The 26,923-nt window shown below is 69.9% G+C and carries 26 protein-coding genes and 1 pseudogene; 2 read left to right on the forward strand and 25 right to left on the reverse strand.

The window, feature by feature from the left end; genetic code table 11:
* Nucleotides 1-20: 20 nt before the first annotated feature.
* The 5 genes from ACFY1L_RS01415 to ACFY1L_RS01435 all read right to left on the reverse strand — a co-directional run bounded on the left by ACFY1L_RS01415 (nucleotide 21) and on the right by ACFY1L_RS01435 (nucleotide 6,572).
* Nucleotides 21-1,082 carry an Ldh family oxidoreductase gene (locus ACFY1L_RS01415; protein ID WP_388816372.1) on the reverse strand — a complete coding sequence of 354 codons (1,062 nt, stop codon included), beginning with the start codon at nucleotides 1,080-1,082 and terminating at the stop codon, nucleotides 21-23.
* Between the two features lie 105 nt (nucleotides 1,083-1,187).
* On the reverse strand, nucleotides 1,188-2,897 hold the full coding sequence (locus ACFY1L_RS01420) for a thiamine pyrophosphate-dependent enzyme (RefSeq protein ID WP_388816375.1): 1,710 nt from the start codon (nucleotides 2,895-2,897) through the stop codon (nucleotides 1,188-1,190).
* A gap of 13 nt (nucleotides 2,898-2,910) precedes the next feature.
* Nucleotides 2,911-3,771, reverse strand: coding sequence for an amidohydrolase family protein (locus ACFY1L_RS01425; protein ID WP_388816378.1), 861 nt, complete (start codon nucleotides 3,769-3,771; stop codon nucleotides 2,911-2,913).
* 142 nt (nucleotides 3,772-3,913) lie between these two features.
* Complete coding sequence (lhgO, locus tag ACFY1L_RS01430; protein ID WP_388816381.1) at nucleotides 3,914-5,113, reverse strand: L-2-hydroxyglutarate oxidase; 1,200 nt, start codon at nucleotides 5,111-5,113, stop codon at nucleotides 3,914-3,916.
* On the reverse strand, nucleotides 5,106-6,572 hold the full coding sequence (locus ACFY1L_RS01435; protein WP_388816384.1) for an aldehyde dehydrogenase family protein: 1,467 nt from the start codon (nucleotides 6,570-6,572) through the stop codon (nucleotides 5,106-5,108). Before ACFY1L_RS01435 ends, lhgO begins: the two co-directional genes overlap by 8 nt.
* Before the next feature lie 134 nt (nucleotides 6,573-6,706).
* Between ACFY1L_RS01435 and ACFY1L_RS01440 the strand changes: the two genes are divergently transcribed.
* Nucleotides 6,707-6,994 (forward strand): putative quinol monooxygenase, encoded by a 288-nt coding sequence (locus ACFY1L_RS01440; RefSeq protein ID WP_388816387.1) that lies wholly within the window; start codon nucleotides 6,707-6,709, stop codon nucleotides 6,992-6,994.
* A gap of 106 nt (nucleotides 6,995-7,100) precedes the next feature.
* On the opposite strand, the gene ACFY1L_RS01445 is transcribed toward ACFY1L_RS01440, so the two are convergent.
* The 12 genes from ACFY1L_RS01445 to ACFY1L_RS01500 all read right to left on the reverse strand — a co-directional run bounded on the left by ACFY1L_RS01445 (nucleotide 7,101) and on the right by ACFY1L_RS01500 (nucleotide 18,051).
* Nucleotides 7,101-8,096 (reverse strand): methionine synthase II (cobalamin-independent)-like protein, encoded by a 996-nt coding sequence (locus ACFY1L_RS01445; RefSeq protein WP_388816390.1) that lies wholly within the window; start codon nucleotides 8,094-8,096, stop codon nucleotides 7,101-7,103.
* Nucleotides 8,097-8,099: 3 nt separating this feature from the next.
* On the reverse strand, nucleotides 8,100-8,579 hold the full coding sequence (locus ACFY1L_RS01450) for a heme-binding protein (RefSeq protein ID WP_388816393.1): 480 nt from the start codon (nucleotides 8,577-8,579) through the stop codon (nucleotides 8,100-8,102).
* Nucleotides 8,580-8,601: 22 nt separating this feature from the next.
* Nucleotides 8,602-9,387, reverse strand: a complete 786-nt coding sequence (locus tag ACFY1L_RS01455) for an alpha/beta fold hydrolase (protein WP_388816396.1) — start codon at nucleotides 9,385-9,387, stop codon at nucleotides 8,602-8,604.
* Between the two features lie 26 nt (nucleotides 9,388-9,413).
* Nucleotides 9,414-9,785 (reverse strand): VOC family protein, encoded by a 372-nt coding sequence (locus ACFY1L_RS01460; RefSeq protein WP_388816399.1) that lies wholly within the window; start codon nucleotides 9,783-9,785, stop codon nucleotides 9,414-9,416.
* Nucleotides 9,782-10,561: a fumarylacetoacetate hydrolase family protein gene (locus ACFY1L_RS01465; RefSeq protein ID WP_388816402.1), complete on the reverse strand. Its 780-nt coding sequence runs from the start codon at nucleotides 10,559-10,561 to the stop codon at nucleotides 9,782-9,784. The genes ACFY1L_RS01460 and ACFY1L_RS01465 overlap by 4 nt, the downstream gene beginning before the upstream one ends.
* Nucleotides 10,558-12,006, reverse strand: coding sequence for an NAD-dependent succinate-semialdehyde dehydrogenase (locus ACFY1L_RS01470; protein WP_388816405.1), 1,449 nt, complete (start codon nucleotides 12,004-12,006; stop codon nucleotides 10,558-10,560). The genes ACFY1L_RS01465 and ACFY1L_RS01470 overlap by 4 nt, the downstream gene beginning before the upstream one ends.
* 20 nt (nucleotides 12,007-12,026) lie before the next feature.
* Nucleotides 12,027-12,947, reverse strand: coding sequence for a VOC family protein (locus ACFY1L_RS01475; RefSeq protein ID WP_388816412.1), 921 nt, complete (start codon nucleotides 12,945-12,947; stop codon nucleotides 12,027-12,029).
* Nucleotides 12,948-13,044: 97 nt separating this feature from the next.
* Nucleotides 13,045-13,956: a LysR family transcriptional regulator gene (locus tag ACFY1L_RS01480; RefSeq protein WP_388816415.1), complete on the reverse strand. Its 912-nt coding sequence runs from the start codon at nucleotides 13,954-13,956 to the stop codon at nucleotides 13,045-13,047.
* 46 nt (nucleotides 13,957-14,002) lie between these two features.
* Nucleotides 14,003-14,953 carry a sugar ABC transporter substrate-binding protein gene (locus tag ACFY1L_RS01485; RefSeq protein ID WP_388816418.1) on the reverse strand — a complete coding sequence of 317 codons (951 nt, stop codon included), beginning with the start codon at nucleotides 14,951-14,953 and terminating at the stop codon, nucleotides 14,003-14,005.
* A gap of 43 nt (nucleotides 14,954-14,996) precedes the next feature.
* Nucleotides 14,997-15,944 carry an ABC transporter permease gene (locus ACFY1L_RS01490; RefSeq protein WP_388816421.1) on the reverse strand — a complete coding sequence of 316 codons (948 nt, stop codon included), beginning with the start codon at nucleotides 15,942-15,944 and terminating at the stop codon, nucleotides 14,997-14,999.
* Between the two features lie 59 nt (nucleotides 15,945-16,003).
* Nucleotides 16,004-17,491 (reverse strand): sugar ABC transporter ATP-binding protein, encoded by a 1,488-nt coding sequence (locus tag ACFY1L_RS01495; RefSeq protein WP_388816424.1) that lies wholly within the window; start codon nucleotides 17,489-17,491, stop codon nucleotides 16,004-16,006.
* Entirely contained in the window at nucleotides 17,488-18,051 is a 564-nt protein-coding gene (locus ACFY1L_RS01500; protein WP_388816427.1) for a carboxymuconolactone decarboxylase family protein, read from the reverse strand. The genes ACFY1L_RS01495 and ACFY1L_RS01500 overlap by 4 nt, the downstream gene beginning before the upstream one ends.
* A gap of 203 nt (nucleotides 18,052-18,254) precedes the next feature.
* On the opposite strand from ACFY1L_RS01500, the gene ACFY1L_RS01505 reads away from it, so the two are divergent.
* Nucleotides 18,255-18,668, forward strand: coding sequence for a cupin domain-containing protein (locus tag ACFY1L_RS01505; RefSeq protein WP_388816430.1), 414 nt, complete (start codon nucleotides 18,255-18,257; stop codon nucleotides 18,666-18,668).
* On the opposite strand, the gene ACFY1L_RS01510 is transcribed toward ACFY1L_RS01505, so the two are convergent.
* From ACFY1L_RS01510 to ACFY1L_RS01545, 8 genes and pseudogenes are all read right to left on the reverse strand, one after another.
* Nucleotides 18,665-20,020 (reverse strand): MFS transporter, encoded by a 1,356-nt coding sequence (locus tag ACFY1L_RS01510; protein WP_388816433.1) that lies wholly within the window; start codon nucleotides 20,018-20,020, stop codon nucleotides 18,665-18,667. The two genes, ACFY1L_RS01505 and ACFY1L_RS01510, sit on opposite strands and share 4 nt — an antisense overlap.
* A 132-nt stretch (nucleotides 20,021-20,152) precedes the next feature.
* Entirely contained in the window at nucleotides 20,153-20,893 is a 741-nt protein-coding gene (locus ACFY1L_RS01515; RefSeq protein ID WP_388816436.1) for a PP2C family protein-serine/threonine phosphatase, read from the reverse strand.
* 102 nt (nucleotides 20,894-20,995) lie between these two features.
* On the reverse strand, nucleotides 20,996-21,640 hold the full coding sequence (locus ACFY1L_RS01520) for a response regulator (protein ID WP_388818860.1): 645 nt from the start codon (nucleotides 21,638-21,640) through the stop codon (nucleotides 20,996-20,998).
* 42 nt (nucleotides 21,641-21,682) lie between these two features.
* A complete protein-coding gene (locus tag ACFY1L_RS01525) occupies nucleotides 21,683-23,008 on the reverse strand; it encodes a sensor histidine kinase (protein ID WP_388816439.1) in 1,326 nt (441 codons plus the stop codon).
* 38 nt (nucleotides 23,009-23,046) lie between these two features.
* The gene (locus ACFY1L_RS01530) at nucleotides 23,047-23,838 is read right to left on the reverse strand and encodes an ABC transporter permease (RefSeq protein WP_388816442.1); all 792 of its coding nucleotides are present in this window, start codon (nucleotides 23,836-23,838) and stop codon (nucleotides 23,047-23,049) included.
* Between the two features lie 101 nt (nucleotides 23,839-23,939).
* Nucleotides 23,940-24,578: pseudogene (locus tag ACFY1L_RS01535) on the reverse strand (ABC transporter ATP-binding protein); the annotation flags it as partial.
* Nucleotides 24,579-24,700: 122 nt separating this feature from the next.
* Entirely contained in the window at nucleotides 24,701-25,486 is a 786-nt protein-coding gene (locus ACFY1L_RS01540) for an alpha/beta fold hydrolase (protein ID WP_388816445.1), read from the reverse strand.
* A gap of 89 nt (nucleotides 25,487-25,575) precedes the next feature.
* Entirely contained in the window at nucleotides 25,576-26,901 is a 1,326-nt protein-coding gene (locus ACFY1L_RS01545; protein WP_388816448.1) for an MFS transporter, read from the reverse strand.
* Nucleotides 26,902-26,923 lie beyond the last annotated feature (22 nt).

Raw genomic sequence — 26,923 nt, forward strand, 5'->3', positions numbered from 1 at the left:
CGCCTGTCGTGTGAGGCCGGTTAGCCGGCGGTCCGCGGCAGAGTCACGCCGAGCTTCTCGGCCTGCTCCGTCAGGTCTCGCCAGACCTTCGGTGACACCGGGATGCCCTTCTCGCCCCGTTCCGCGGCCACCTCCGCGCTGCGCTCGCCCGGGTAGTACACACCGTCGGCGCCGTCCGCGACCGGCAGGGCCTTGAGGGTGCTCAGTGTGGTGTCGACGTTCGTGGTGAAGGCGTCGGTGCCGCCGAAGGCTGTCGGGTCAACGGCGATGAGCAGGGCGTTCTGGCGGTGTTTGCGGCCCGACGGGTCGTCCGAGTGGAACGACGCGAAGATCGGTGCGCCGACCAGCACGCTGGTCAGCAGCTCGAAGGCCAGGGACATGCCAGAGCCCTTGGCGCCGCCGAGCGGGAGAGGCATGGTCGCCTTCTCCGGGTCGGTCGTCGGGGTGCCGTCCTCGGTCGCCGCCGCGCCCTCCGGCAGCGGGGTGCCGCTCGCCTTCGCCTGGCGGATCTTGCCGAGGGCGATGGTGGCCGTGGCCATGTCGAGAAGCAGGGGCGCGTGATCGCGGGCCGGTACAGCGATCGCGAGGGGGCTGGTGGCCACGGCGGCGCCCTTGACGCCGGTGTAGCCCATGTTGGGCATGCCGGCGACGAAGCCGATGCCGATCAGGCCCTGCTCGGCGATCTTCGAGACGTAGTAGCCGATGGCTCCGGTGTGCACGGTGCGGCGCACGCCGACGGAGGCGATGCCGGTCTCCCGGGCCCGCCGCACCGCCTCGTCCGCGGCCGCACTCAGCGCAACCGGACCGGGCGCACGGTCGGCGTCGAGGACTGCGGCCGCGGCAGTCGTCGACTCGACCTTGATGTCGGGCTCGGCGTTGGCGACACCCTTGGCGAGCAGCTCCAGATAGGCGGGCACACGGGCGATCCCGTGGGAGTCGACACCGCGCAGAGCGGCCCAGACGAAGACGTCGGCGGTGGTACGGGCGTACTCGGCGCTCAGGCCGCCCTTTTCGAGGAGGGCGGCGGAGAGGGTGCGCAAGTCCTCGGCGGGAACCACGACCTTGGGAGGTGTATCAGACATGGCAGCGAAAGCCTCCTGGGCTACAGCGCGCCCCAGGGGGCGCGGGGAACTGCGCGACCAGCCACATACGGCCCGCAGCTCGAGAACGGCGTTCCAGCGAAGTGCTCAACGGGTGACGAGGACGTCGACGACAGCCGTGGTCCCTTCGGCCACAGCCTTCAACGCCCGCTCCAGCGCCGGCACAAGGGCGTCCGGCGTATCCACGGCCTCCGTGTGCATGCCGAACGGCTCGGCGAATGCGGCCAGTCGGGGCAGCCGGTGCAGGTCGGTGCCCAACCACTCTCCCGTCTCGGCGGCCGCACCGTCCGGGTAGAAGCGGCGGTGGTTGAGGTTCATCGACTTGTAGACGCGGTTGTTGAACACCACGATCAGCAACGGGAGTTCGTAGACCTTGGAGGCGTCGTACGACGGGATGACCGGGTTGTAAGCGAACGCGCCGTCCCCGATCGTGAGCACCACCGGCCGCTCCTGCGCGGCAAGTTTGACGCCGAGCGCGACCGCGATGCCCTGGCCGAGGCCGCCCTGCACGTAGAAGTACGAGTCAGGGGCGGCTGTTTGCAGATGGCGCTTGACGACGCGGCTGTGCGTGATGGTCTCGTCGACGACGATGCCGGCCTTGCCGTCGAGCAGCTTGCGCAGGGTCGCGGCGACGAGCACCGGGTCGATGCCCTCCGACTTCCCCGCCTTCGCCTCGGCCCTGGCGATCGCGGCCTGTTCGGCGGTGCGCCGCTTCTCCTGTGCCGTGCGGCGGGCACTCACCACCGGCGCATCGAGATCCTTCGCGCGCTTGGTCAGCTGCCGCAGGGTGTTGGCGACGTTGCCCTCCAAGTAACGATCGGCGAACAGCACTTGGTAGACCACATGCGGGCGTTGCGGCACCTCGTCGATCACCACGACCTTCGCCCTGGAGGGGCGACGCGACGGCGGATAGAACGGCGCCCTGCAGTTGACCAGCAGGATCAGGTCCGCCTCGTCCATCCACGGGCCGATGTCACCGCCGGCGTGCAGCGGATGCGTGCGCGGGAAGTTGCCACACACCGCCGAGTCGGGCTCGACGACCGGGATGTTCCAGGCCTCCGCGAAGGCGACCAGGGCCTCGAAGCCGCCCGCCTCCCGACCGGCGGTCTCCGTGACGATCACGGGGTTGGCGGCCTCGCGGATCAACTGGGCGACGGGGTCGACCTCTTCGGGCGAGCTGTGCGTGGAGCCGGGAGCAGCGATGGGCTTGGCCTCGCGGCCGTCCCAGTCCTCCAGGAGGATCTCCAGCGGGATGTTCAGGTACGCCGGCCCCGCGGGCGCCCGCCAGGCCAGCTCCGCCGCCCGCGTGATCATCGTGGGCAGGGTGTGCACACTGGCGGCCTCGTTGGACCACTTGGTGAACGGCTGGGCGACGCCGTGCGGGCCGCCCACGATGGAGAGGTTGCGGTACCACTGGCCGCCCGGGTCCTGGCCGGGTCCATCGCCGTAGGTGGTCGACTCCGAGGAGCTGACCACCATCGGGACGCCCCCGAGGAGTGCGCCGTGGAGGGCCATGGAACCCTGCAGGAGGCCGGGGGCCGCGTGCAGGAGCACGCCCTGGGGACGGCGCTTGACCAGGCCGTAGCCGGTGGCCATGCCCACCGCGACGGTCTCGTGGGTCAGGTCCAGGTACTCGGGGCAGGGCAGTCCGTCCCGGTGGCGCCGGGCCAGGGACTCCCACACCGGGGCCCACTCGGACCCCGACGAGCAGAAGATGTAGTCGGCGCCGACGGCGTTGAAGGCGGTGACGAGAGCATCGCCGCCGTCGGCGCCCGGGGAGTTGGTGGTGTCGGTCATCTCTCGCGCTTCCTCAGCCCTCGATCGGCCAGTTCAGGACCTCGGAGATACCGCGGCCCATGATCCATTCGAGCTCTTCGGGGGTGAAGTCCCAGTGCTTGGTGAACTGTTCGATGGTGTCGGTATAGGTGATGCCGTGACCGAGCAGCCGCGTGATGTCGGTGCCGTAGAAGCAGCGCTGCGGGCCCATCCTGTCGACCATCTCGCGCACGTACTTCTGGATGTTGTTGTTCGGGAAGGGCTGGGTGGAGTAGCCAGGCAGCGCGGAGACCTTGACGTAGATGTTGGGGTGCGCGGCCAGGTCGGCGGTCTCCTGCACCCAGTAGCCGATCGCGTCGTCGACGCAGCGGGCCATGATGCCCATGTGGTCGATGATGATCTTCAGCTCGGGGTGCTTCTCGGCGATCTGGCCCAACTCCCGCTTCCAGATGGGCGCGTGGACCATCGTCGGGATGCCGAGCTCCTCGGCGATCGGCCAGTACCAGTCGTTGGTGCCGTCGATCATCCAGTTGCGGTCGATCGGCCGGTGGAAGGTCAGGCGCGTGCCCTTCACATGCGGGTTCTGCGCGAAGTCCGTCAGCATGGCCTTGCCCTCTTCGGGCTTGTTCTGCGGGATACGGGCCATGATGCCGAAGCGGTCGGGGTGCGCCTCGCAGGCCTCCAGGGCGTAGTCGATGCGGTCGCCCTCCCAGGACGGCGGCAGGATCAGCGCCCGGTTGACGCCGGCCTCGTCCATCAGCTCGAGGGCCTCCTCGTACGAGAAAGGGTCCTCGCGGTGTCCGTTGAGCCGGATGCGCTCCCGCGCGCCGGGGACCCAGGGGCGGTCCGGGGTCTCTTCCTTCCAAATGTGGATCTGGGTGTCGACGACGAACATGTCTTCAACTCTCTTCGCAGAAGGGGCCGGTGGGGTGGTGCGCAAGGAACGCTAGGTGGGGCGTGCGGCCTTGCGGAGCCTCTGGGAGCGCAAGCACTTGTTGCACGCAAGTGCCGTGTGAGCAGGGCATTCTCTGTTTGCGTCAGGCGTCGTCGAAGACCGCGTCGACGATGTGCTCGGCGATCGCCATGGAGGCCGTAGCGGCCGGCGAGGGCGCGTTGCGTACGGCGGTGATCCGGCCGGACCGGTGGATGCGGAAGTCGTCGACGAGGGTGCCGTCGCGGTCCAGGGCCTGGGCTCGGACGCCTGCACCACCGCGTACGACGTCCTTGGCGCCGACGCCTGGGACGTACAGCTTCGCGTCCTTCATGAAGGCCGCCGTGGACAGTGAGCCGCGGTACTCCTTGATGCCGGTGCGCCAGTGCTGGGCGGCCATCTTCCAGGAACCGGGGTAGGCGGCGAGTCCGGCGAGGTCCCTCACCGAGACCCTGCTGAGCTGGTAGCCCTCCCTCGCCAGGGCCAGTACGGCGTTCGGGCCGACCTCGACCGAGCCGTCGACGCGCGGGGTGAAGTGCACGCCGAGGAAGGGGTAGCGCGGATCGGGCACCGGGTACAGCAGACCGCGTACGAGATGCGTCCGGTCCGGCTTGAGGAGCATGTACTCGCCGCGGAAGGGGACGATCCGCGGCTCCTGTTTGTCCTGGGCGAGTCTGGCCACGGAGTCCGAGTGCAGGCCCGCGCACAGGATCAGCCGGTCGACGCGGACACGTTCCTGACCGTAGGCGACCTCGATGCCCCCGGGCACATTGGTGATCGACGTGACCGGGAAACCGAGTCTGACGTCGCCGCCGGAGTCCTCGACGTCCTTGGCGAACTCCCTTGCGATTGCCGGGTAGTCGGTGATCGCCGTGCGCGGGGAGTGCAGGCCCGCGATGCCGCCGGCGTGCGGCTCGATCTCGCGGATCTCCTCCTCGGAGACCTTGCGGAGGTCGGGCACGTGGTTGTTCCTGGCCCGCTCGTAGAGGTTCTCCATCCGGCCCAGTTCGTCTGGGCGTACGGCCATCACTAGCTTGCCGATCTCCTTGTACGGCAGCGCGCGCTCCTGGCAGTACTCACGGAGCAGGGACACGCCCCGAACGCACAGGTCCGCCTTGAGGCTGCCGGGCGCGTAGTAGATCCCGGCATGTACGACACCGGAGTTGTGCCCGGTCTGGTGGACGGCGACCTTGCGTTCCTTCTCCAGCACCAGGACGCGCGTGCCGGGGCGGCGCAGGGCGAGCTCGCGGGCCGTGGCCAGGCCCACGATGCCTGCGCCGACGACGCCGATCGTCTCGTCAGCCATGGGTCCGCTCCGCAGCACCGATGTTGACGGCCACGGTCTTGACGCGGGTGGAGAAGCGGAGGACTTCCTCGCCCTGCTCCTTGTACGCCGTGCCGGAGTCGCGGAAGCCGCCGAAGGGGAGGTGGACGTCCCAGCCCGTGGTGGTCGTGTTGACGGCGACCTGACCGCACTCGACCTCGTCGGCGAAGCGGTACGCGCTGCCCAGATCGCGGGTGAAGACCGCCGCCGCCAGGCCGAATTGGGAGTCGTTGACGGCCTCGACGGCGGAGGCGAAGTCGGCGACGGCGCGGACGGCGAGGACCGGGCCGAAGACCTCCTCGCGCCAGATCGCCGTTTCGGGGGCGACGTCGGCGAGGACGGTGGGCTGGACGTAGCAGCCGTGTGCGCGGTCGCCTTCGGTGTCGGCCCGGCCGCCGGTGAGAACGGTGGCGCCCTGCTCCACGGCCCCGCGCAGATCGGCGAGGACGGAGTCGCGCTGCCTGGGGCTGGACAAGGCGCACATGGTGGTCGCCGGGTCGCTGCCGGGCCCCACCTTCAGCGCCTCGACCTCGGCGACCAGAAGGCGGGTGAACTCCTCGTACACCGGCCACTCGACAACGACCCGGCTGGTGGCCGTGCACCGCTGGCCCGCCTGACCGAACGACGCCGCCACCACGGCCTTCGCGGCGGCCTGGAGATCGGCGTCCCGGAGGACCACCGAGGCGTTCTTGCCGCCGAGTTCGCCTTGGAAGCGGACGTTGCGGTCGGCGAGGCGGCGGCGGATGCGGTTACCGACGGCGTTGGAGCCGGTGAAGGTGATGCCGGCGATGCGCGGGTCGTCGAGGAGTGCCTCCTCGATCTCGGCCGTGCGGCCCGTGACGACGTTGAGCACACCGGCCGGCAGGCCCGCGTCGTGCAGGGCGCGGGCCAAGTGCAGCCCGGAGAGCGGGGTTTCGGTGGCCGGCTTGAACACCGCCGCGTTGCCGGCGGCGAGCAGCGGGGCGAGCTTGCGGGCCGGGGTGATCAGCGGGTCGTTCCAAGGGCTGATCACCAGGATCACGCCGATGGGCTCGCGCTGGGTGTGCGTACGGTGGTTGGGGCGTACGTCGTGCAGGAGGGTGCCGTAGCCCTGGCGGGCGAGGCCTGCGTAGTACTCCAGGAAGTCGGCGGCCTTGAGGGTCTCGCCGGTCGCCTCCGCGAGGGTCTTGCCGTTCTCGGTGGTGACGTCGGCGGCGATCTCGTCGACCCGTTCGCGGATCAGACGGGCCGCGTCGGTGAAGATCCGGGCCCGTTCGAAGGGGCTGGTGCGCTTCCAGACCGTGAAGCCGCGCTCTGCGTGGTCGTAGGCCCGGGTGACGTCCTTGGCGGCGAGGGCGGGGATGCGGGCGATCGGAGCGCGGACGTCGGCCGGGTCGTGGACGTCGATCCAGTCGCCTGTGGTGACCCACTCCCCGCCGGAGAGTGTTTCGAGAGTACGCATACGGTTCACAACACCTCACTGGGCAACGGGGTACCAGGGCCGGGGCGGCACACATTGGTTGCGCTCCGCGCGAGCCGCTCATCAGGGGATTCGTGCTGGAATCGGCAGGTCAGACCTGCACGAGGAGGAAACGGATGACCTATGCAGTCGTCGCCCACTACCGCTGTGCCACTGCCGACGAGGAAGTGGTGCGGGACGCGTTGTTGAAGGCGCGATCGGCTACCCGTGCCGAGCCGGCGAACCTTGTGTACGAGGTGCACACCGTGGTGGGCGAGCCCGGCGGCTTTCTGCTGTACGAGCGGTATGCCGACCGGGCCGGGTTCGAGGCGCACAAGGCCGCCGAGCACTTCCAGGAGTTGATCGTGGACACGGTGTGGCCGCTGCTCATCGACCGTTCGGTGACTTTCGCCGAGGTTCTGTAGCGTCTGCCGGGCCTGTGTTCGTTCAGGGGCGCGGGTTGTTTGTGGCTGGTCGCGCTCACGCGGCGGTAGCCGCATATCGATACAGCCCCGCGCCCCTTGGGCAGCTTCAGAACTCGTTGCCCCAGCAGTACCGGGCGATTGTCTCGACCAATACGAGCTTCTTGCGCTGGTCCTCGACTGTCAGCAGGGGGCGCGACGCCACGTCCGCGAAGCCCCGCGACGGTGAGACCGCCCCGTCCTCCAGGTCCTTGAACTCGCCTACCCCGTCGATCCGTTCCATCACGGTGTCGATGTCCTCCAGCTCCGGCACCGTCGCGTCGACCACGCCCAGGCAGAAGTCGCGGTTCTCCGGCAGCGCCCTGACCAGGGCGAGTTCGGCCGGGGTGCCCTGGTCGAAGGGGAGGATCCAGCGGTCGGCGGTGATGGTGCCGTAGAGCTGCTCGGTGCGGGACCAGTCCACCGCCGTCGGGGCGACCCAGCCGGGGGCCACGCCGATCCGTACGCCCTCGGGGCGCTCGTCCAGCCGTACCGCCGACGCATCGACGGCGAGCGCGTCCTCGAAGGACAGTGCGCCCGGGTTGGTCGGGTCGGTGCCCAACTGACCCAGCAGGAGCGGGTTGTTGAGCTGGATCAGGCGTACGCCCTTGGAGACCAGCAGCTCGATCTCGGCCTGGATGATCTCGGCGAGGGCTTCGCCCAGTTCGCAGGCGGAGGAGACGCCGAGGCCGGCCTGGAAGGTCGTGGCGGCGAGGTAGGCCGGTGAGGGCAGTGACGCCTTAGGTGCGATGATCGTCAGCTCGGCGAGCCGCTCCGCCCAGTCCGCCAGCAGTGGGCCGTTGGCCTTCGGCAGCGACTCGGCGACCCAGCGCGCCAGGCCGTCGGGGCCCACCTCGTCCGTACGGCGGAATCCTGACACTCCGTCAAAGACTGCACTGCGGAAGTCCTCACGCGGGAAGTCGCCGTCGGTCACGACGGTGGAGCGCAGCTTGCGCTGGAAGCCCACCGCGTCCTTGACCGCCTGCTCCACGCCGACCGTGGCGAGTTCGGCCGGGCGGACCAGGCTGCCGTGATGGTCGATGCGGTAGTTGAACGTGTCCGCCATGGTTCAGGCGTCCTTTCCGGAGGTTCCGGCCGGGCCGCCCGCGACGCCCCAGGCGGCGAACTCCAGCTCGTAGCCCAGGGATTGGAGGACCTCCTCTGCTATCCGCTGGTCCTCGTCCGCGGTGCCGCCGGCGATTCCGAGGCCGCCGATGATCTCGCCGTCCTTCTTGATGGTGACGCTGCCCTCGGTGGCCATGATCGGCAGGGCGGCGCCGGGGAGCTGGGAGAGCTGGGAGAAGAAGACGGGCTGGCTCTCCTGCCACTTCTTCAGCATCTTGCCGGGGCGCTGCATGATCGCCGCGGTATAGGCCTTGGCGCGGGCGATGTCCGGGGTGAGCGGGCGGGCGCCGTCGGGGCGGCGGATGGCGACGGGGAAGCCGCCGGCGTCCACGACCGCGACGCTCACCGCCTTGCCGATCGCCTGGGCGCGCTTGTGGGCGGCGTCGATGATCTCCTCGGCGGCGTCCAGGGTGAGGCTGGTCATGCTGCTTCCTTCGGTGCGAGGATCATGCGGCTTCCTTGGGGGCGGTAAGGGTGCGGCGCAGGTGGGCGACGGCCGCGTTGTACTTCTGGGGCGCCTCCCAGTACATGGAGTGCGGGGCGTCCGGGACGACCTCGAGGTGGGAGCCGGGCAGGAGTTCGTGGGCGCGGGTCACGGTCTTCACGCTGAGCACCGCGTCCTTCTCGCCGGCGAGGAAGGCGACCCGGATGCCGGAGGCCTGGATCTCCCCCAGGGAGGGGCCGTTGGTATCGAGGTTGCGCAGGTCCTGCATCTTGGCGACGTTGAAGGTGCCCATCTGCTGGAACAGGAAGGTGAGGTCGGCGCGCTCCTGCTGGAAGGTCTTGGTGAGCAGGCGGTCGATGACGGGCAGCTTGACGGCCTCGGCGCGGTCGGTGGCGGCCAGTTCCCTGAGCTCGGGGTGGCTGATGCCGCCGAGGGAGTGGCCGAGGACGACGGAGGAGACACGCTCGGGGCGCACGAGTCCGGCGCGCAGGGCGGCGACGGAGCCGATGGACTGGCCGACCAGCATGGCGTCGGTCAGGTCCTCGGCGTCGAGGACGGCGACGACATCGCCCGGGAAGTCCTGGCCGTCGAACTCGTCCATCGACGAGTCGGACTTGCCGAAGCCGCGCAGGTCGACGGTGACAACCGTGAACTCCTCGCGCAGTGCGGCCACTTGCTGCCACCAGGCGGCGTGGTGGCCGCCGCTGCCGTGCACGAACAGGATCGCCGGGCCGCTGCCGTGGCGCTCGTAGTAGATGGAGGTGCCGTCGGAGTCGGCAATGGGCATGAGGGTGAACTCCCGTGCGTGCAGGATCAGTTGGGGCGGCGGCCGTGGAAGACGAGCTCGATCATGGTGTGGTCGGGGTCGTGGATGTAGCAGAACTTGGACTGGTTCTCGGGGCGTTCGATCGGGCGGGTGTGCCGGATGCCCAGCTCCTTCAGGTGGGCGAGGAAGTCGTCCCAGTCGTCGACCTCGACGGCGAAGTGGTAGGGCGCCATGCGCTCCATCTCCTCGACCGGGGTGAAGTGCAGGTCGAAGTTGCCGCGGGTCATCAGCACCACCCGGGTGTTGGACTTGGGCATGATGCGCTTCATCCCGAAGACCTTGGTGTACCACTCGGCGGTGCGGTCGGGGTCGGTGGTGGGGAAGTTGACGTGATGGATGTAGCGGGGTTCCCTGCTCATGACGGTTTCCCTTGTGTCCCTTCGAGTTGTACGGGGTTGGACAGCACACCGATGCCGCTGATCTCGACGTCCACGGTGTCCCCCGGTTCGAGTTGGCAGGTGGACTCGGCGCCCATCCAGAGCACGTCGCCGGGGTGCACGGTGAGGTGCTTCGTCATCTCGACGAGGTGGTCGAAGGGGTCGAACACCATGTCGCCTGTGGGGAATCGGGCCTGCACCTCGTCGTTGACCCGCAAGGTGGTGGTCTGCGCGAGGGCGTCGACGTCCGTCTCGATCCAGGGCCCCATGGGCTTGAACGTGTCGCTGTTCTTGCTGCGCCAGAACGTGCGGTCCTGGTGCTGCCAGGTGCGGGCGCTGACGTCGTTGCCGATGGTCCAGCCGAAGACGGACTTGCGGGCCTCCTCGTACGTGGCGTGGCGCAGCGTACGGCCGATGACGGCGACGAGTTCGGGCTCGGCCTCGAAGCGGCCCTCGACCTCGACGGGTTTGATGATCGGCGAACGATGGCCGGTGAGTGCGTTGTTGGCCCGGTAGCCGATCTCTGGGCGCCCGGGAGTCGGGACGCCGGCGTGCGCGATGTGCCGTGGGTAGTTCATGCCGACTGCGTAGAAGACGGGCGGTACAACAGGGGGCAGCCATACGGCAGTCGAGCGCGGCACCGCTCCGATCACCGTCGGCTCGCCTTCGATCGGCGACTCGGACAGCAGCTCGACGTCCGACTCCCCCACCCGGCCCCACACCGCTCGGCCGTCCACCGAGACTCGTGCGTACCTCATGGCGCCAGCAGGTGGGAGACGCGCTTGGTGACCAGGTAGGCGTCCAGGGCCTCGGGCCCGCCCTCCCTGCCGTAGCCGCTCTCCTTCACCCCGCCGGAGGGTGCCTCGTGGACCGAGCCTCCGCAGTGGTTGAGGGAGAGGATCCCGGCTTCCAGCTCGCCGGACAGTCGCTCGGCGGTGGCGGCGGACTTGGTGAAGCCGTAGGCCGCGAGGCCGTACGGCAGCTCGTTCGCCGTCTTCAGCGCCTCGTCGAGGTCGGTGAACGGCATGATCGGGGCGATCGGGCCGAACGGTTCCTCGTGCATGAGGTCCGCGTCTGCCGGTACGTCGGTGAGGACGGTCGGCGCGAAGAAGTAGCCGGGGCGGTCGAGCCGTTCGCCTCCGGTGAGCACCTTGGCCCCGCGGCCCACGGCGTCGGTGGTCAGCCGGACCATCGCCTGCAGTCGGCGCTCGTTGGCGAGCGGTCCCATGGTGGTGCCCTCGGCCAGACCGTCACCGACGACCACGGCCTCGGCGGCCTTCACGAACTCGGCGGTGAACTCCTCGACCAGGCTCTCGTGGACCAGGAAACGGCTCGGCGAGGTGCACACCTGCCCGGCGTTGACGAACTTCGCCTGGGCGGCACGGCGGGCGGCCGTAGCGGGGTCGGCGTCCTCGCACACGATCACCGGGGCGTGGCCGCCCAGCTCCATGAGCGACGGCTTCATGACCTTGCCGGCCTCGGCGGCCAGCAGCTTGCCGACGGGGACCGACCCGGTGAAGGCGACCAGGCGGACGACCGGGGAGGGGATCAAGTGTGCGGACACCTCGGCCGGTTCGCCGAAGACGAGGTTGAGGACACCGGCCGGCAGGCCCGCGTCCGCGAAGCAGGCGACCAGGGCAGCGGCGGTCGCCGGGGTTTCCTCGGAGGCCTTGATGACGATCGAGCAGCCGGCCGTCAGCGCGGAGGAGATCTTCCGCATGGGGCCGCCCGCGGGGAAGTTCCACGGCACGAACGCGGCGACGGGGCCGACCGGTTCGCGGCGCACCGACAGCAGGGTGCCGGGGGCCGACGGGATGATACGGCCGTACGCGCGACGGGCGTCCTCGATGTGCCAGCGCAGGGTGTCGGCGACCCGGCGGGCCTCGCCGGTGGCCTCCGCGAGGGGTTTGCCCTGCTCCCGGGTCATGATCCGGCCCACTTCGGCGGCACGCTCGGTGAGCAGGTCGGCGGCGGTGTGCAGGATGGCGGTGCGCCGGGCGACGGACGTGTCCCGCCAGGTCTCGAAGCCCTTGTCGGCGGCCTCCAGGGCGCGGTCGAGATCGGCGGTGGTCGCCAGCGGTACCTCTCCGATCACCTCCTCGGTGGCCGGGTTGACGATCGGGGCGGTACGTCCGGTGCCGCCCTGGCACCACTCGCCCGCTATGTACATGCGGACGGCGGGGTAGCCGTGGTCGGTGGTCATGGGTGAGTGCCCTCTCAGGGTCAGGACCGGGCAGGCGCGTCCTGGTCGCGGTTGGTGCGCAGGGCCCAGATGTGGTGCGGCGGGGTCGTCTGGTGGACGCGGGTCTCGTAGCTGTCGTCGACCCGGTCCATGTCGGCGGCGTATTCGACGCGGCCGCCGCACGGGGCGTGCAGGAAGCGGAAGACATTGGAGCCGACGGTGTGGCGGCCGAGCCGGCGGGCCTCCCGCCAGCCGTGGTCGATCATGTAGTTGCCGCCCTCGATCACGTCGTCGAAGCCGGGGACCTCGTAGGCGATGTGGTTGATGCCCGCCTTGTCGGGGCGGTGGCACAGCAGCATGGTGTGCTGGTCCTCGTCGCCCGGGGCCTGTATGAACACGCCCATGGGCTCGACGATGTCGGTCGGGCGGAAGCCGAGGAGGCCGGTGTAGAAGGCGACCGCCTCGTCCTTCCCGGGCTTGGGGATGTTCAGGGCGACATGGCACATACGGAGCGGGCGGACGCGCTCGATGGGGCCGAGTGCGGTGTTCCAGCGGTTGACGTTGCCGAGCGCGTTGGCCGGGCGGGGGGTGACAGGGGCCGGCTTCGGGCGGGCCAGGGTGAGGCCGACACCGAAGCCGGTCTCGTCGACGGTGTGGTGGACGCCGTCGGCGCTCTCGCGGATCTCGCGGTCCCTGGCCACTGCGGTCACCAGACGCTGCAGCTCCTCGGGGGTGTCGACGCCCCACACGACCTCGCGCAGGGTGGGCCCGGCCTCCACGGGGGGCGGCAGCAGCGGGCCGGGGCGGGTGTCCAGGTGGAGGGTCTGCCCGGTGAGCGTCTCGAAGACGGCGTGCTCGTCGGTCCGCTCCACCGGGAACAGCCCGAAGTCGTCGAAGAAACGGGCGCATTCGTCGAGGTCGTCGATACCGTAGGTGACCGATTCGATCCTCTGGATTCCCATGGAGTCCTCTTTTCACGGGTCGCCTGTGAGCGTAGATTTCCGCAGGCCGCGGCCTCAATGGAGCGGGCCCCGCGGAATACGCAATCGTTTCTTGCGCCTACTGCCCGATCACGGGGATGGGGTTCTTCGAGAACCAGTCGGTGAGGAAGTCCAGGAACACGCTGATCTTGCGCGGGGTGGCCTGCCCGGGGCCGTAGATCGCGTACAGCGGGCGGTCGGGCACCGCCAGGTCGGGCAGCAGGACCTGCAGCGCTCCGGAGACGAGGTCGTCGTACGCCGGGCGCTGCGGCAACAACGCGATGCCGCGCCCGTGCACGGCCGCCTTCTGCAGGGCGATGTAGGAGTTGGACGAGAAGGCGATGTTGCGGATCTTGTGCAGGGTCGACGCATGGCCGTGGCCGATGCGCCAGACCGGGTCGTTGACGTGCACCAGGCAGTCGTGGTGGGCGAGGCCGTTGGGCTCGTCGAGCGGACCCTCGCGGTCCAGGTACTCCTTCGAGGCGCACAGGACGAACGGCAGCGAGGCGATCTTCTTGAGCCGGACGCTGGAGTCCCTGAGGTCTCGGGTGTGGAAGGCGATGTCGAATCCGCTGTCCAGGAAATCGTAGGTGCGGTCGGACATTCCGCCGAGTTCGAAACGGACCTGGATTTTGGGATGGGCCGCGGAAAAGGCGGCGATGGCGTCACCGAGATCGAGGCTGCCTATCCATTTCGGACAGATGATGCTGAGTGTTCCCTCGGCGCGGTCGTGCAGGTGCGCTATGCCTGCGTCCTCCGCCTCGATCTCGTCCAGAATGCGTGCGGCGAATTCCGCGTACCGCTGGCCGGGTTCCGTGAGACTCACCGAGCGGGCGGTGCGGTTGACCAGTCGTACGCCGACCTGCCGCTCCAGCTCCGCCACGTGCCGTGACACCAGTGAGCCCGACGAGCCCAGCCTCTTTGCGGCTCCGCTGAAGCTGCCGACTTGCGCGACGGTGACGAAGCTGTGCATCAGGAGCAAGCGATCCATGTTTTCCTCCGAGCCCTCCCACTCACAGCTTTGTGAGCGAGGGTTCTTACTTCGGGCAGTACTGAGGCGCTTCGCTCAGGTTGTCCTTGGTGACCAACACAAGAGGAATGTTGGCAATCTTGTCAACCTTCTTGTTGTCCAAAAGACCGACGGCGTTCTTGACCGCCGTGTCGCCGATGACCTTGGCGGAGTTGGCCACGGTGGCGGAGAACTCGCCGGACTTCACGGCCGCCAGGCCCTCGTCGGTGCCGTTGACGGTGACGATCCTGACGTCCTTCTTGCCGGCCGCGTCGAAGGCCTTGCGGACGGCGAAGCCCATCTCCTCGTTGGCGACGAAGGCGTAGTCCAGGTCCGGGTGGGCCTCGATCATGTTCTCGGCGACGTCCTGGGCCTTGGCCGGGTTGAACATGCCGGGCTGGTTGGCGACCACCTTGGCGTTGGCGGGCAGGGCGCCCTTGAAGCCGTTCACCAGCAGGTCGGAGGCGGCGCCCGGCGCACCGGCGACGATGCCGACCTCGACGTTCTTGCCTCCCGCGTCCTTCGCGACCCAGCCGGCGTCCAGGCTGCCGACCTTCTTCAGGTCGACGACGGCCGCACCGAGGATGTCGCTGACGTCGCTGGTCGCCACGGACGTCAGATAGATCGGGATGTTCGACGCCTTGGCCTTGGCTATGTCGCCCTTGAGCGAGTCGACGTTGACCGTCTGCACGATCAGCGCGCTCACATTGCGGGAGATCATGTCCTCGATGTTGGACAGCTCGGTACCGGCGTTCTGGTGGGAGTTGGCCGTGTAGACCTTGGCCCCCTCCGTCTTGGCCGTCTGCTCGACGGCCTTCTGCAGACAGGTGTGGAAGCCGGTGTCGCCGCCGTTCACGAATCCGAGGGAGACGTCATCGGAGCCGCTGCTGCCGTTGTCGTCGCCACAGCCGGTCAGTACCAGAGCGGAGGTGACGGCCGTGGCGAACAGGGCGCTGCGGGAACGGGCGGAAATTCTCATGGTGAAGCGCCTTTCGGTAGAGGCAGTTGGGAAGCAGGAGGTGTCAGTGCCGCGATGCGGAGCGGGCCTTGTGCATCTCATTCGCCACGGCCGCCACGAGCAGCACCGCGCCGACCGACACCGGCTGGTAATTGCTGGAGAAATCAAGGAGGTTGAGCGCGTTGGCGACCACGCCCAGCAGCACCAGGCCGAGGGCGGTGCCGACCACGGTGCCGTACCCGCCGGCGAGGGAGGTGCCGCCGATCACCACCGCTGCGACGACGGCGAGTTGGAGGGAGAGTCCGGCGGTGCCGCCGGGGCTGGAGGAGCCGAGGCGGGACAGCAGCATCAGGCCCGCGAGACCGGAGAGGGTGCCGGTCAGGCCGTACAGAGTGAGCTTGCGCGCTGTGACGTTGATGCCGCTGAGGCGGGCGACGTGCTCGTTGCCGCCGATGGCGAAGGCGTCGCGGCCGAAGACGGTGAACCGCATGACCAGGGCCGTCGCGACCAGCACCAGGACGGCGACGACCAGCAGGTAGGGCACCCCGAGGACCTTGTCGTTGCCGAGGGCGAACATTCGGGTGCCGATGGAGATGGTGTTGCCGTTGTGCACGAGCAGCGCGACGCCGTCGAGCAGGGTGGCCGAGGCGAGGGTGACGACGAAGGGCGCGACGTTGGTGAAGGTCACGACGAGCCCGTTGACCAGCCCGATCCCGGTGCCCAGCAGCAGCGCGACGACCACCGTGAGGGCCGTGGCATGGCCGCCCGCCAGCAGTTTCGCGGCAACGGCGGCCGTGACCGCGACGTTGCTGCCCATGGAGAAGTCCATGCCGCCCGCGGTCATCAGCAGGGTGAGCCCGGCGGCGAGCACCGCGTTGACGCTGATCTGGCCGAGCACGTTGATGATGTTGCGGTCGGTGGCGAACGTGTCGCTCTGCACGGCGGTGAAGACCACCACGAGCGCGAGTACGGCGATCAGTCCGGCGTGCGGAATGTCGCGCAACCTGCCCATGGAAACACGGGACTTGGGGGGATCGGAAACGCCGGAGCCATCGGGAAGTGTCTTGACGCTCACTGCGGTTGTCCTCCGAGGGCCGTGGCGACGAGTTCGTCGCGGGTGATGGCGGTGATGTCGTGCTCGCCGACCGTGCGGCCGGCGCTCACGACGACGACCCGGTCGGCCAGGCGCATGACCTCCTCGGCGGAGGAGGAGGCGAGCAGTACGGCCACCCCGCGGGAGGCGAGGTCGTCGACGAGGGTGTGGATGTCGGCCATGGCGGCGATGTCCACGCCGTTGGTGGGGTCCTCCAGGAAGCAGGCGGCGGGCGCGGTCTCCAGCCACTTGCCGAGCAGGACCTTCTGCTGGTTGCCGCCCGACAGCGCGCTCACCGGCGGGTTGCCGGCCAGCGCCTTCACGCCGTACGTGCGCCTCAACGGAGCTGCCCGGCGGGCGAGTTCGGTACGGCGGTGCAGGCGGCGGCGCATGAAGCGGTCGTCGGCGAGCATCAGGTTCTCGTCCAGGGACAGCTCCGGGACCAGGCCCAGGGCCCGACGGTCTCCCGTGACGCAGCGCAGACCACTGGCGAGCGAGGCGGGGATGCGGCCGAAGGGCACCGGCCGTCCCTCGACGTGGAGTTGGCCGGTGTCGGGCCGCTGTCGACCCGACAGCAGGTCGAACAGCTGCGACTGCGCGTCTCCGGCGGGTCCGAGGACGGCGACGATCTCGCCCCTGCGTACGTCGACGGTGAAGTCCCGGATGGCCCGGCCGAAGGTCAACCCCCGTACGGCGAGGCCGACTTCCTCCTTGGGCGTGGGTCGTTCGGGGCGGGTGGAGACGACGTCACGGCCCACCATGGCCCGTACGAGCTCGGTGTGGTCCAGCTCCACGGCGGGTGCCGTACGGACCACTCCCCCGTCGCGCAGGACGGTGAGGCGGTCGGCGACGGCCATGACCTCGTCGATGTAGTGCGAGATGTAGACGACGGCGACGCCCTCGTCCCTCAACTTCCTTACCAGGGACCGTATTTGGTCGGCCGCCTCGGCACTGAGACAGGCGGTCGGCTCGTCGAGGATCAGGATGCGTCCGCCGCGGCGGACCTCGCGGGCCACCTCGACCATGGTCTGCTCGGCGACGCTCAGCGAACCGGCGGTGCGCTCCACGTCGATGTCGATGCCGAGCCCGTGCAGCGCCTCGCGCGCCTCGTCCCTGACCGCCTTCCAGTGGACGGTGCGGCTGCGGGTGGGCAGGTCGCCGAGCAGGACGTTCTCGGCGACGGTCAGGCCCATCGCCAGTTCACGGCGTTGCGGGACCGAGGCGATGCCGAGGCGGCGGGCCTTGCGGACGGTGAGGCCGTGCTGGGTGTGCCCGTCGACCTCGACGACGCCGCGGTCGGCCTGGTGGACCCCGGAGAGGATCTGCACCAGGGTCGACTTGCCGGCACCGTTCATGCCCATCAGGGCGTGGATCTCACCGGGGTACAGATCGAGGTCGACGCCCTTGAGGGCGGCCGCCCCGCCGAAGCTCTTGGTGACGCCGCGGACGCGGAGCACGGCGCTCATGGCTGCGGCCCGTCGCTGTCGGGGACGATCCGGCCGTAGCCGCGGACGTCCGGGAACGGTGGCTCCTTCTCGGCCTGGAGGTCCACCTGGAAGGTGTTCAGGCACATGCCCAGCATGGTGAAGTTGCCGAGCGCGCCGATCGTGTCGACCAGACCCTTGGAACCGAAGTGCTCGAGCGCGGCGGCGAAGGTCTCGTCGGTGACGAAGTGCTCGTCGAGGATCTCCCGGCAGAACCGGTAGAAGACCTGGTCGGCCTCGTTGTCGAAGACGGCCTCGCGCCTCTCGGCGATGGCCTTGACGGCGGCCTCCGGGATGCCCGCCTCGATCGCCTGGTGCACATGTGCGTTCCAGGAGTACTGCGCGTCCCAGTTGCGGGCGGCCATCAGCAGCGTCAACTCCCGCAGGTGCTTGGGCAAGCTGCAGTCGAAGCGGGCGAACGCGCCCAGGGACTCGGCCCGTTCGCACATCTCCGGGCTGTGCAGCCAGACCCGGAACGGCCCACGGACGGCACCTCGGCGACCGGCGATACGGGTGGCCAACTCCTGCTGCCGCGGGGTCATTTCCTCATCGCTGAGAACGGGGAGCCTCATGTGGCCGATACCTGCCTTTTCTTTCCGGCGCGTTTCCCGCACGAATCCAGAAGCCGTGCGGTGCGAGCCGACGGTACAGCCGGGTCCGGAAAGCTCACCCCTCCCGAAATGCAAGGTAAAACTGCACGCCGGAGGGCACCCATAACGCGGGCGGCGGCCTAACGTCGTCCGGCATGACCACCATCATCAAGGCCGCTTCGGTCCCCCTTCTCGACCGCGGCGGCGCCGTCATGACGACCCCGCTCATCACCACCCCGTCCGCGCGAGGGGAGAACAGGATCACCAGCGGGATGAGCGTGTACCCGGTCGGTTCCGGGGCCCCGCTGCACTCGCACAACTGCGACGAGCACGTGACGATCCTCGATGGCGAGGCCGAGGTGTGGGTCGACGGCGAGGTGACGAAGCTGGAGCAGTTCGACACCACCTATGTCCCGTCGCCCATTCCCCATCTGTTCCGCAATGTCGGCGACCGCCCGCTGCGCATTCTCTGGGTGTATTCGTCCGGCCACGTGACACGGACGTTCACGGAGACGGGCAAGACGGTGGAACACCTGTCGGACGAGGACCAGATGGGCTCGGACGGCTAGGACTCTCCCCGGGAGGTCGCGGCGTCGGTTTCCGCGGCAACGGGTCGCTGCGGAGCCGTGACCGCGGGCGCCCGGCGAGGCATGGCCAGCAGCGCGATCATGGCGACGGCGCAGCAGCCGACGATGTACCAGCTGATCCAGGTGCTGGAACCGGTGTGCTGGAGGATCGCCGTGGCGATGAGCGGGGCCGGTCCGCCCGCGATGACCGAGGCGAGCTGATACCCGAGTCCCGCACCGCTGTAGCGGACGTTCGTGCCGAACCCCTCGGCGATCAGTGCGGCCTGGGGGCCGTACTGGATGTCGTGGAAGACCAGGGAGAGCACGATCGCGAGCAGGACGAGCCCGGAGGTGCCCGTGTTCAGCAGGCCGAAGTACGGGAACGCGAACAGACCGGTGCAGCAGATGCCGATGCCGTAGATCCGGCGTCGTCCGAACCGGTCGGAGAGGTGGCCGAAGAGCGGGACGCTGATCAGCCCGACGGCCGCCGCGACGAGCGTGTAGTTCAGCAGGTCGCCCCGCGGGAGGCCGAGCTTCTCCGTGCCGTAGGTGAGCACGAAGGTGATGAAGAGGTAGAACGGTGCCTGCTCCGACATCCGGATGAACGCTGAGGTCAGCACGGTGAGCGGCTGGTGGCGCAGCACGCTCCAGACCGGCTGGCGCACCAGCACCCGCTCCTCCTTCACGGCGGTGAAGGCCGGGCTTTCCAGCACCCTGAGCCGCACGTACAGCCCGATGCCGATCAGCACCACGCTGGCGAGGAAGGGGATCCGCCAGCCCCAGCTGTCGAAGCCGTCGCCGGATGCGGCGTTCATCAGTTTGACCATGCCGGTCGAGGCGAGGAGACCGAGCGGCACGCCGAGCTGCGGCCAGCTGGCCATGAGCCCGCGGCGGCGTTCGGAGCCCCATTCCATGGCCATCAGGACCGAGCCGCCCCACTCCCCGCCGACGCCGATGCCCTGGACCACCCGCAGCAGGACCAGCAGCACGGGTGCGGCGAGACCGATGGTGGAGTAGCTCGGCAGGAGGCCGATGAGGAACGTGCTGAGGCCCATCAGGACGAGCGTGGTCACGAGGGTGGACTTGCGGCCGATCCGGTCTCCGACGTGCCCGAAGACGGCGGCTCCCAGGGGGCGCGCGGCGAACCCCACGAACTGCGTGGCGAACGAGGCGAGCACTCCGGTGTACGGCTCCGCACCGGGGAAGAACACGTGGGGGAAGACCAGCGCGGCGGCGGTGCCGTAGAGGAAGAAGTCGTACCACTCGATCGCGGTGCCCACCGTGCTGGCGACCACGGCGCGGCGGCGGTGCCGGTGCATGGCTTCGACGGCGGTGGATTGCTCGTGTACGGCCATGGCGGCTCCCCGGCCGGCTGGTTGAACCCTTGAACCAATGGAACGGATTGCCGTGAGAGTGCTGGCCCGTCGCGGGCATGTCAAGAGGGGGTGCAGTCGTGGTCGTGGGCAGCCGGGCGGCCGTCGCCTCCCCTACTCGTCCGAGACGCGTACGACCGCCAGCGTGATGTTGTCGGGCCCGCCCGCCGCAATCGCGGCCTTCCACAGCTCGAAGGCCGCCCGGCCGTCGTCGTGCTCCCGCAGCAGCTCCTCGAGCACGTCCGTCGTCAGCGGGTCGGTCAGGCCGTCCGTGCAGATGATGTAGCGGTCGCCGGGCGACAGCGGCACCGCCGTCACATGGGGCTCGACGGCGCGGTACGCGGTGGTGCCGCCCAGGCACTGGGTGACCAGGGACGTGGTGCGCTGCCCGGGTTCGAGCGGTGGACTGTCGTCGACGCTCACCTGGCGCAGCCCGTCGCGGTCGGCGGCGAGGACCCGGCTGTCGCCCACGTTGAACACCAGCAGCGAGTCGGGCTGTACGACGACGCCGGCCACCGTCGTCCCCATGGCGGCGAGCTCGCCTCCCTCGGCGGCCTGGTACACGGCACGGTTGCAGGCGTTCAGGACGGCGCGGACGACTTCCTCGCTGTCCAGAGCCGGTCCCATCGCCGCGATCCGGCGGGCGACCAAGGCGCTGGCCACGTCGCCGCCGGGATGCCCGCCGAGCCCGTCGGCGACGGCGACGACCAGGGGCGTTCCGAGCGGGAAGACCAGCGTCTGGGGGCTCTCGGTCACGGTGGCGCACAGGGTCCACGGCCCGACGACAAGGCTGTCCTCGTTCCGCTCGCGAAGCAGCCCGGGATGGCTGAGCGCACTCACCGCGACGTACTGCATGGAGCCCCACCGCCTTCCCGCACCGGACACACCACTGGAGGACGGGCTCCCCTGGCAAGTCTAGGAGCAGTTCACCATTTCTGCTGGTCAGAAGCCCTCTGCTCACGCTCCGAGGTAGCGCAGCACGGCCAGCACCCGCCGGTTCGCGTCCTCCGAAGCCGGGAGACCCAACTTGCCGAAGACGGCCGCCACATGCTTCTCCACCGTGCCCGCCGACACCACCAGCGTCTGCGCGATCGCCCCGTTCGACCTGCCCTCCGCCATCAGCGCCAGCACCTCGCGCTCGCGTGCCGTCAGCGAGGCGAGATCCTCCACGCGGCGGCCGGCACCGGCGAGTTGGGTGACGACCTCGGGGTCGAGGGCCGTTCCGCCCGCCGCCACCCGGGCCAGGGCGTCGGTGAACTCGGCGACGTTCGCGACCCGGTCCTTGAGCAGATAGCCGACGCCGGCCGAGCCCGCGGCCAGCAGTCTCGTCGCGTACTTCGTCTCGATGTACTGCGAGAACAGCAGCACGCCCGCGCCGGGTTGCTCCCGCCGGATGTCGATCGCGGCGTGCAGTCCCTCGTCCGTGTGCGTGGGCGGCATCCGGATGTCGACGACGCTGACGTCCGGCCGGTGCTCGGCCACGGCCGCCCGCAGCGCGTCGGCGTCACCGACGGCCGCGCACACCTCGTGGCCGCGCTCGGTGAGCATCTGCGCCAGCAACTCCCGCAGCACGGCGGCATCTTCGGCGATCACCACGCGCATACGGCGCATGCTCTCACGTCCTCGCTCCCGGGCCGCCGCGGCTCACGCGTGCAGCGGCAGCGCCACCGTCACGGCCGTCGGCCCGCCGTCCGGGCTGCTGATGTCGAGGGTTCCGTCGACCGTACGCACCCGCTGCGTCAGCCCGGCGAGACCGCTGCCCGCGCCGAGCGCAGCGCCACCGCGGCCGTCGTCCGTCACGCACAGCCGCAGCAGGCGACCCTCCTGCGTGACGCGCAGGACGGCCCGCCGGGCGCCGCTGTGCTTGATGACGTTGGTGAGCAGCTCGGCGGCGCAGAAGTAGGCGATCGTCTCGATGGCCGGCGTGGGCCGCTCCGGGATGTCCACGGACACCTCGACGGGTACGGTGCTGCGCGCCGCCAGCGTCGCGAGGGCGTCGGGCAGGCCGTCGTCCAGTACGGGCGGGTGGAGGCCGCGGGCCAGGTCGCGCAGTTCGGTGAGGGCTTCGGTGGCATTGCTGTGGGCGGTCTCCAGCAGCCGGCGCAACCGCGCGGGGTCGGCGACGGGTTCGCCGTCCGCGCCGAGCCCCTCCTTCGCCATGTCGAGGCTCATGGCCAGCGCCACGAGCCGTACCTGCGCACCGTCGTGCAGGTCCCGCTCCAGCCGGCGCAGCAGTGCCGCGGAGTCGTCGACGGCGAGGGCGCGGGTCTCCTCCAAGTTCCGTACGCGCCGGGCGAGTTCACCGGGCCCGAGCAGGGCGCGCACCAGCCAGAGGTCCACGGCGACGATGCCACGGGTCACCCACGGCGCCGCGAGCAGCGTGGCCGCGCCGATCGCGGCGGCCACGAAGGTCCCGGCGAAGGAGGTGCTGTGCGGTGCGCCGCCGCCGACCGGAATCGGCGTGATCGTCGGCATGCCTTCCGCGCCGTCGCGCGGGCGCTGGCCGAAGGCGGCCCAGCGCAGCGGGGCGGAGAGGTTGATCAGCCCGGTGAGCCACCAGCTCACGGCGTACAACTCCAGGGCGGCGACAGGCAGTTTGACCAGTACGTACGCCGCCGACCGCCACCCGGCGGCGTCCCGCAGCCGGGCGTCCAGCCGAGCGAAGACCTTGCCCGCGGGCCTGAGCGGCAGCGGGACCGGGACACGCTCCCCCAGCAGCCCCGCCGCCAGCCTGCGGTGCACGGCGGCGAAGCCACGGGCGAGCCCCGTCGCACCGACCACGAACAGCAGCCCGAGAACGGCACCGAGGAGGGAGACGGTGAGCCCGGCACCGAGGGCAAGCAGCACGAGAACGAGCACGAACCCGACGACGGCGACCGGAAACCCGACGAGACAGTAGGCGGCCTCGGCCCAGGCACGTCCGGTGAACGGCTGGGACAGCGCTCTCCTGGTTGTGTCGTGTGCGGGCATGGTTCCAGTGTCCCGTCCGTGGGTCCCTCGCGCGGCGGCTACGCGTCGCGGCGTACGAGCAGGTGGCCGCCCGCCACGAGTGCCGCCGCCACATACAGGCACAGCATCGCGAAGCCCACCCACGGTGAGAGACAGTCCGCGACCGGCTTGGCAACCGCCAGGGAATTCGCGGCGATCATGGTCGGGAAGAACTTCGCGACCGTGACCCCGGTCAGCCCGGCGAACACCGCCGGCACCACATAGAGCACGCCGACCAGCAGCCCGATGGCCAGGGCCGTGTGCCGCACGACGGCTCCCAGCGCGAGACCGAGCAGCCCGACCATGGCGAGGTAGGCACCCGACAGCAGCAGCGCACGCGGCACCCCCGGGTCGCCGAGCGCCGGCCGCGGCACCGCGTCGGTCAGCGCTAGCCTCCCGACCAGGAACGTCGCGAAGGTGATCACCTCACCGACCGCCAGCGTGACCACGCCGAGCACCGCGGCCTTGGCGGCGAGCAGCAGCGGCCGGTTCGGGATCGCGGCCAGCGTGGACCTGATCGCCCCGGACGAGTACTCGCCGGTGATCACGAGCACCCCGAGCACGCCCACGACGAGCTGGCCGAGGGCGATCCCGGCCAGCACGTTGTTCACCGGATCGAAGGTCGCCGCCCGATCCGGGCTCGGTGCCTTGGTGTTGGCGATGGTGACGACCCCGATGGCGACCATCCCCACGACCGTGGCGAGCAGCGCCCACAACGTCGAACGCAGGCTGCCCAGTTTGATCCACTCCATCCGCGCGGCATGCGCGAACCCGTAGTGGCCGACGGGGAGTTCCGTCCGTACGGCGGTCATGGCTGCCTCCTGTTCTCGGTCGGGGCGACACCCCGGTACTCCGCGCTGCCCCCGGTGATCGCGAAGAACGCCTCCTCGAGCGAGCGGCCGTCGGCCGTCAGCTCGCCGACGCTGGTGTCGGCGAGCAGCCGGCCCTGGCCGATCACGATCAAGTGGTCGGCGGTGAGCGCCATTTCGCTGATCAGGTGACTGGACAGCAGGACCGTGCGCCCCTCGTGGGCGAGGGACTTCATCAGGTTGCGGATCCAGCGCACACCCTCCGGGTCGAGCCCGTTGACCGGCTCGTCGAAGAGCAGCACGGCTGGGTCGCCGAGCAGCGCGGCGGCGATACCGAGCCGCTGCGACATGCCGAGCGAGAACCCGCCGGCCCGCTTCCCCGCCACGTCGGCGAGGCCGACGGTGGCCAGCACCGTGCTCACCCGGGAGCGCGGAATGCCGTTGGCGGCGGCCAGCGCCGCCAGATGCGTCGCGGCGCTGCGGCCGGGGTGGTACGTACGGGCCTCGAGCAGCGCACCGACCTCACGCAGCGGCCAGCGCAGCTCGTGGTACGCCCGGCCGCCGATGCGGGCGGTGCCCCGGTCGGGGCGGTCCAGGCCCATGATCAGGCGCATGGTGGTGGACTTTCCGGACCCGTTGGGGCCGAGGAAACCGGTGACGGCGCCCGGCCGGACGTCGAAGCCGAGACCGTCGACGGCGAGCGTCGACCCGTACCACTTGCTGAGACCGCGCGCTTCGATCATGGCTGCTCCTCGATGGCTGCACTCATGCCGTCGAAGCTATGCGCGCCGCTCGGCCCCCGGAACGTGGATGACCTCCGTCTTCACCTGGGGGATTTCCCCCAGGAACCATGATCACGGCGACTTCATAGAACCGCCGCGACCGCGTCCACAACAACATCGGCGACCCGTGCGGGCTGCTCGACCAGTACGGCGTGCCCCGCGTCCGGCACCGTGACCATCCGCACGCGCGGACAGGCCTCCAGTCCTCGCCGCTCGCCGTCCGTGAGACCGATCTCGTCGTGATCACCACGGACGACCCAGGCCGGGACGTCGGCCTCGCACAGCCGCGGGACCAGTGACGGCCAACGGTCCAGGTACTCGTAGTAGCGCCGTACGATGCGGCGGCAGGTGGCCGGATCGTTGGCCGCCATGTCCGCCGCCAGCGCCTCGGCGCGGTGCTTGGGCAGTTCGCGTTTCATGGCCTTCGGCAGCAGCTTCAGCATGCCGGCCCAGCCCGCGATGCCGAGCCCGGGCACCCGCCCCAGACCGTTCATCACCGCCAGGAACCTCGCCTCGTCCCCGCGCGAGAAGGTCGGCGACAGCAGCACGAGCGGTCCCGAGAACAGACCGGCGGCGGCCATCTCGATCGCCACGTTCGCACCGAGGCTGTGCCCGACGACCACATCGCACCCCGACTCGGCGGCGAACTCCGCCATCAGCCGGGCGTAGTTCTCCATGGAGACGTCCTCGGGCGCCTCGGTCCCGCCGAACCCGGGCATCGTGACCCCGACCAACCGCAGCCCCGCCACCGCCGGTTCGGCCATCACGTCCGCGTAGAACTCGGTCGAACACAGCCCGCCCGGGATCATCAGCACCCGGTGCGGCGCCTCGTCCGGCCCCGCACGGCGGACATCCCACCGCCTATCCATACTCCGAGCCTGACGCCGGAGGCCGGCCCCCGCATCCGCTGCGGTGGCCGGCGTCCGTCCTTGCCCCCTGTGACCGGGTCCGTGGCTGGTCAGTGCGCGGCGGCCAGCTCCTGCTCGGCGCCGGTGCGTGCGCCCGGCTTCGCGCTGCGCAGGGCCGCGATGCCGATGAAGACCATGGACGACAGGCCGGCCAGGGCGAAGGCGGTGAAGCCCCACTCGCCGTTGCCCGCGGCGAGCAGCTGACCGCCGAGCCACGGGCCGAAGACGGCGCCGAAGCGGCCCATGCCGGAGGTCCAGCCGACGGCGGTGGCGCGGTTGTCCGGCGTGGAGCGGATCGAGACCGTCGCGTAGATCATCGTCTGGGCGCTGTTGAGGAAGACGCCCGTGAGGAACACGACCAGCGTGGTCACGCCCATCGACATGTGGACGCTCAGCAGGTAGACACCGGCAGCCGTCAGTGCGAACCAGATCGCCGAGATACGCGGGGCACCGAACTTGTCGGCGGCCCGTCCCGCGGCCAGCATGCCCACGATGCCGCCCAGGTTGAAGACGACGACGAAGGTCAGGGCATTGGTGAGCTCGTAGCCCTCGGTGCGCATCAGGGTGGGCAGCCAGGTGGCGACGCCGTAGACCAGGAGCAGTCCGCCGAAGGAGGCGAACCAGTACAGCAGCGTCTGGATCCACTCGCCGCCGCGGAACAGGTTGGCCAGCGCGTCCCAGCGGTCGGCCGCCGTCTTCTTGCCGGTCGCGGCGGGCAGCTCGACGTCGTAGCGGGTGGCCAGCGACTGTGCCTCCTCGGCCCGCCCCTTGGCGACCAGGAAGCTCAGCGACTCGGGCAGGAACCTGGCCAGCACCGGGGCGAACAGCAGCGGGGTCACGCAGACCCAGAAGGCCGCGCGCCAGCCGACCGGGTCCACCAGCCACTTGGCCACGTACGCGGAGAGGATGCCGCCCGCGTGGTGCGCGGTCATCAGCATGCCGATGACGATGGCGCCGCGGCCGCGCGGGGCGTAGTCGGAGACCATGCTGATCGCGGTCGGCAGCAGACCGCCGAGGCCGACGCCCGCCAGGGTCCGGCCGAGGCCGAAGACCTCGACGCTGCCCGATATCGCGCAGATGCCGGAGGCCAGCGAGAAGACGGTCACGCAGACGACCATCAGCTTCTTGCGGCCGATCCGGTCCGCGACCGTGCCCGCGGTCAGGGCGCCGACCAGCATGCCGAAGGTGGCGTAGCTGCCGAGGTCGCCGGCCTGGTCGGGCGTGAGGCCGAAGGTCTTCGTCTCCAGCAGGTGCGGCAGCACGGAGCCGTAGATGAACATGTCGAGGCCGTCGAAGAGCACGGCCAGCCAGCACAGACCGACGACCAGGAGGGCCAGTCTGCTGATGCGAGCGGACGGGGAGGGGGAGGAGGACATCTTTGTTTTCCTCTCGTGGAAC

Source organism: Streptomyces sp. NPDC001663, from assembly GCF_042893105.1.
Classification (GTDB): domain Bacteria; phylum Actinomycetota; class Actinomycetes; order Streptomycetales; family Streptomycetaceae; genus Streptomyces.

Excerpts from the sequence above, each read along its gene's own strand:
- ACFY1L_RS01415 (WP_388816372.1), bottom strand. The coding sequence starts at position 1,082 with ATGTCTGATACACCTCCCAAGGTCGTGGTTCCCGCCGAGGACTTGCGC.
- ACFY1L_RS01420 (WP_388816375.1), bottom strand. The coding sequence starts at position 2,897 with ATGACCGACACCACCAACTCCCCGGGCGCCGACGGCGGCGATGCTCTC.
- ACFY1L_RS01425 (WP_388816378.1), bottom strand. The coding sequence starts at position 3,771 with ATGTTCGTCGTCGACACCCAGATCCACATTTGGAAGGAAGAGACCCCG.
- lhgO (WP_388816381.1), bottom strand. The coding sequence starts at position 5,113 with ATGGCTGACGAGACGATCGGCGTCGTCGGCGCAGGCATCGTGGGCCTG.
- ACFY1L_RS01435 (WP_388816384.1), bottom strand. The coding sequence starts at position 6,572 with ATGCGTACTCTCGAAACACTCTCCGGCGGGGAGTGGGTCACCACAGGC.
- ACFY1L_RS01440 (WP_388816387.1), top strand. The coding sequence starts at position 6,707 with ATGACCTATGCAGTCGTCGCCCACTACCGCTGTGCCACTGCCGACGAG.
- ACFY1L_RS01445 (WP_388816390.1), bottom strand. The coding sequence starts at position 8,096 with ATGGCGGACACGTTCAACTACCGCATCGACCATCACGGCAGCCTGGTC.
- ACFY1L_RS01450 (WP_388816393.1), bottom strand. The coding sequence starts at position 8,579 with ATGACCAGCCTCACCCTGGACGCCGCCGAGGAGATCATCGACGCCGCC.
- ACFY1L_RS01455 (WP_388816396.1), bottom strand. The coding sequence starts at position 9,387 with ATGCCCATTGCCGACTCCGACGGCACCTCCATCTACTACGAGCGCCAC.
- ACFY1L_RS01460 (WP_388816399.1), bottom strand. The coding sequence starts at position 9,785 with ATGAGCAGGGAACCCCGCTACATCCATCACGTCAACTTCCCCACCACC.
- ACFY1L_RS01465 (WP_388816402.1), bottom strand. The coding sequence starts at position 10,561 with ATGAGGTACGCACGAGTCTCGGTGGACGGCCGAGCGGTGTGGGGCCGG.
- ACFY1L_RS01470 (WP_388816405.1), bottom strand. The coding sequence starts at position 12,006 with ATGACCACCGACCACGGCTACCCCGCCGTCCGCATGTACATAGCGGGC.
- ACFY1L_RS01475 (WP_388816412.1), bottom strand. The coding sequence starts at position 12,947 with ATGGGAATCCAGAGGATCGAATCGGTCACCTACGGTATCGACGACCTC.
- ACFY1L_RS01480 (WP_388816415.1), bottom strand. The coding sequence starts at position 13,956 with ATGGATCGCTTGCTCCTGATGCACAGCTTCGTCACCGTCGCGCAAGTC.
- ACFY1L_RS01485 (WP_388816418.1), bottom strand. The coding sequence starts at position 14,953 with ATGAGAATTTCCGCCCGTTCCCGCAGCGCCCTGTTCGCCACGGCCGTC.
- ACFY1L_RS01490 (WP_388816421.1), bottom strand. The coding sequence starts at position 15,944 with ATGGGCAGGTTGCGCGACATTCCGCACGCCGGACTGATCGCCGTACTC.
- ACFY1L_RS01495 (WP_388816424.1), bottom strand. The coding sequence starts at position 17,491 with ATGAGCGCCGTGCTCCGCGTCCGCGGCGTCACCAAGAGCTTCGGCGGG.
- ACFY1L_RS01500 (WP_388816427.1), bottom strand. The coding sequence starts at position 18,051 with ATGACCCCGCGGCAGCAGGAGTTGGCCACCCGTATCGCCGGTCGCCGA.
- ACFY1L_RS01505 (WP_388816430.1), top strand. The coding sequence starts at position 18,255 with ATGACCACCATCATCAAGGCCGCTTCGGTCCCCCTTCTCGACCGCGGC.
- ACFY1L_RS01510 (WP_388816433.1), bottom strand. The coding sequence starts at position 20,020 with ATGGCCGTACACGAGCAATCCACCGCCGTCGAAGCCATGCACCGGCAC.
- ACFY1L_RS01515 (WP_388816436.1), bottom strand. The coding sequence starts at position 20,893 with ATGCAGTACGTCGCGGTGAGTGCGCTCAGCCATCCCGGGCTGCTTCGC.
- ACFY1L_RS01520 (WP_388818860.1), bottom strand. The coding sequence starts at position 21,640 with ATGCGCGTGGTGATCGCCGAAGATGCCGCCGTGCTGCGGGAGTTGCTG.
- ACFY1L_RS01525 (WP_388816439.1), bottom strand. The coding sequence starts at position 23,008 with ATGCCCGCACACGACACAACCAGGAGAGCGCTGTCCCAGCCGTTCACC.
- ACFY1L_RS01530 (WP_388816442.1), bottom strand. The coding sequence starts at position 23,838 with ATGACCGCCGTACGGACGGAACTCCCCGTCGGCCACTACGGGTTCGCG.
- ACFY1L_RS01540 (WP_388816445.1), bottom strand. The coding sequence starts at position 25,486 with ATGGATAGGCGGTGGGATGTCCGCCGTGCGGGGCCGGACGAGGCGCCG.
- ACFY1L_RS01545 (WP_388816448.1), bottom strand. The coding sequence starts at position 26,901 with ATGTCCTCCTCCCCCTCCCCGTCCGCTCGCATCAGCAGACTGGCCCTC.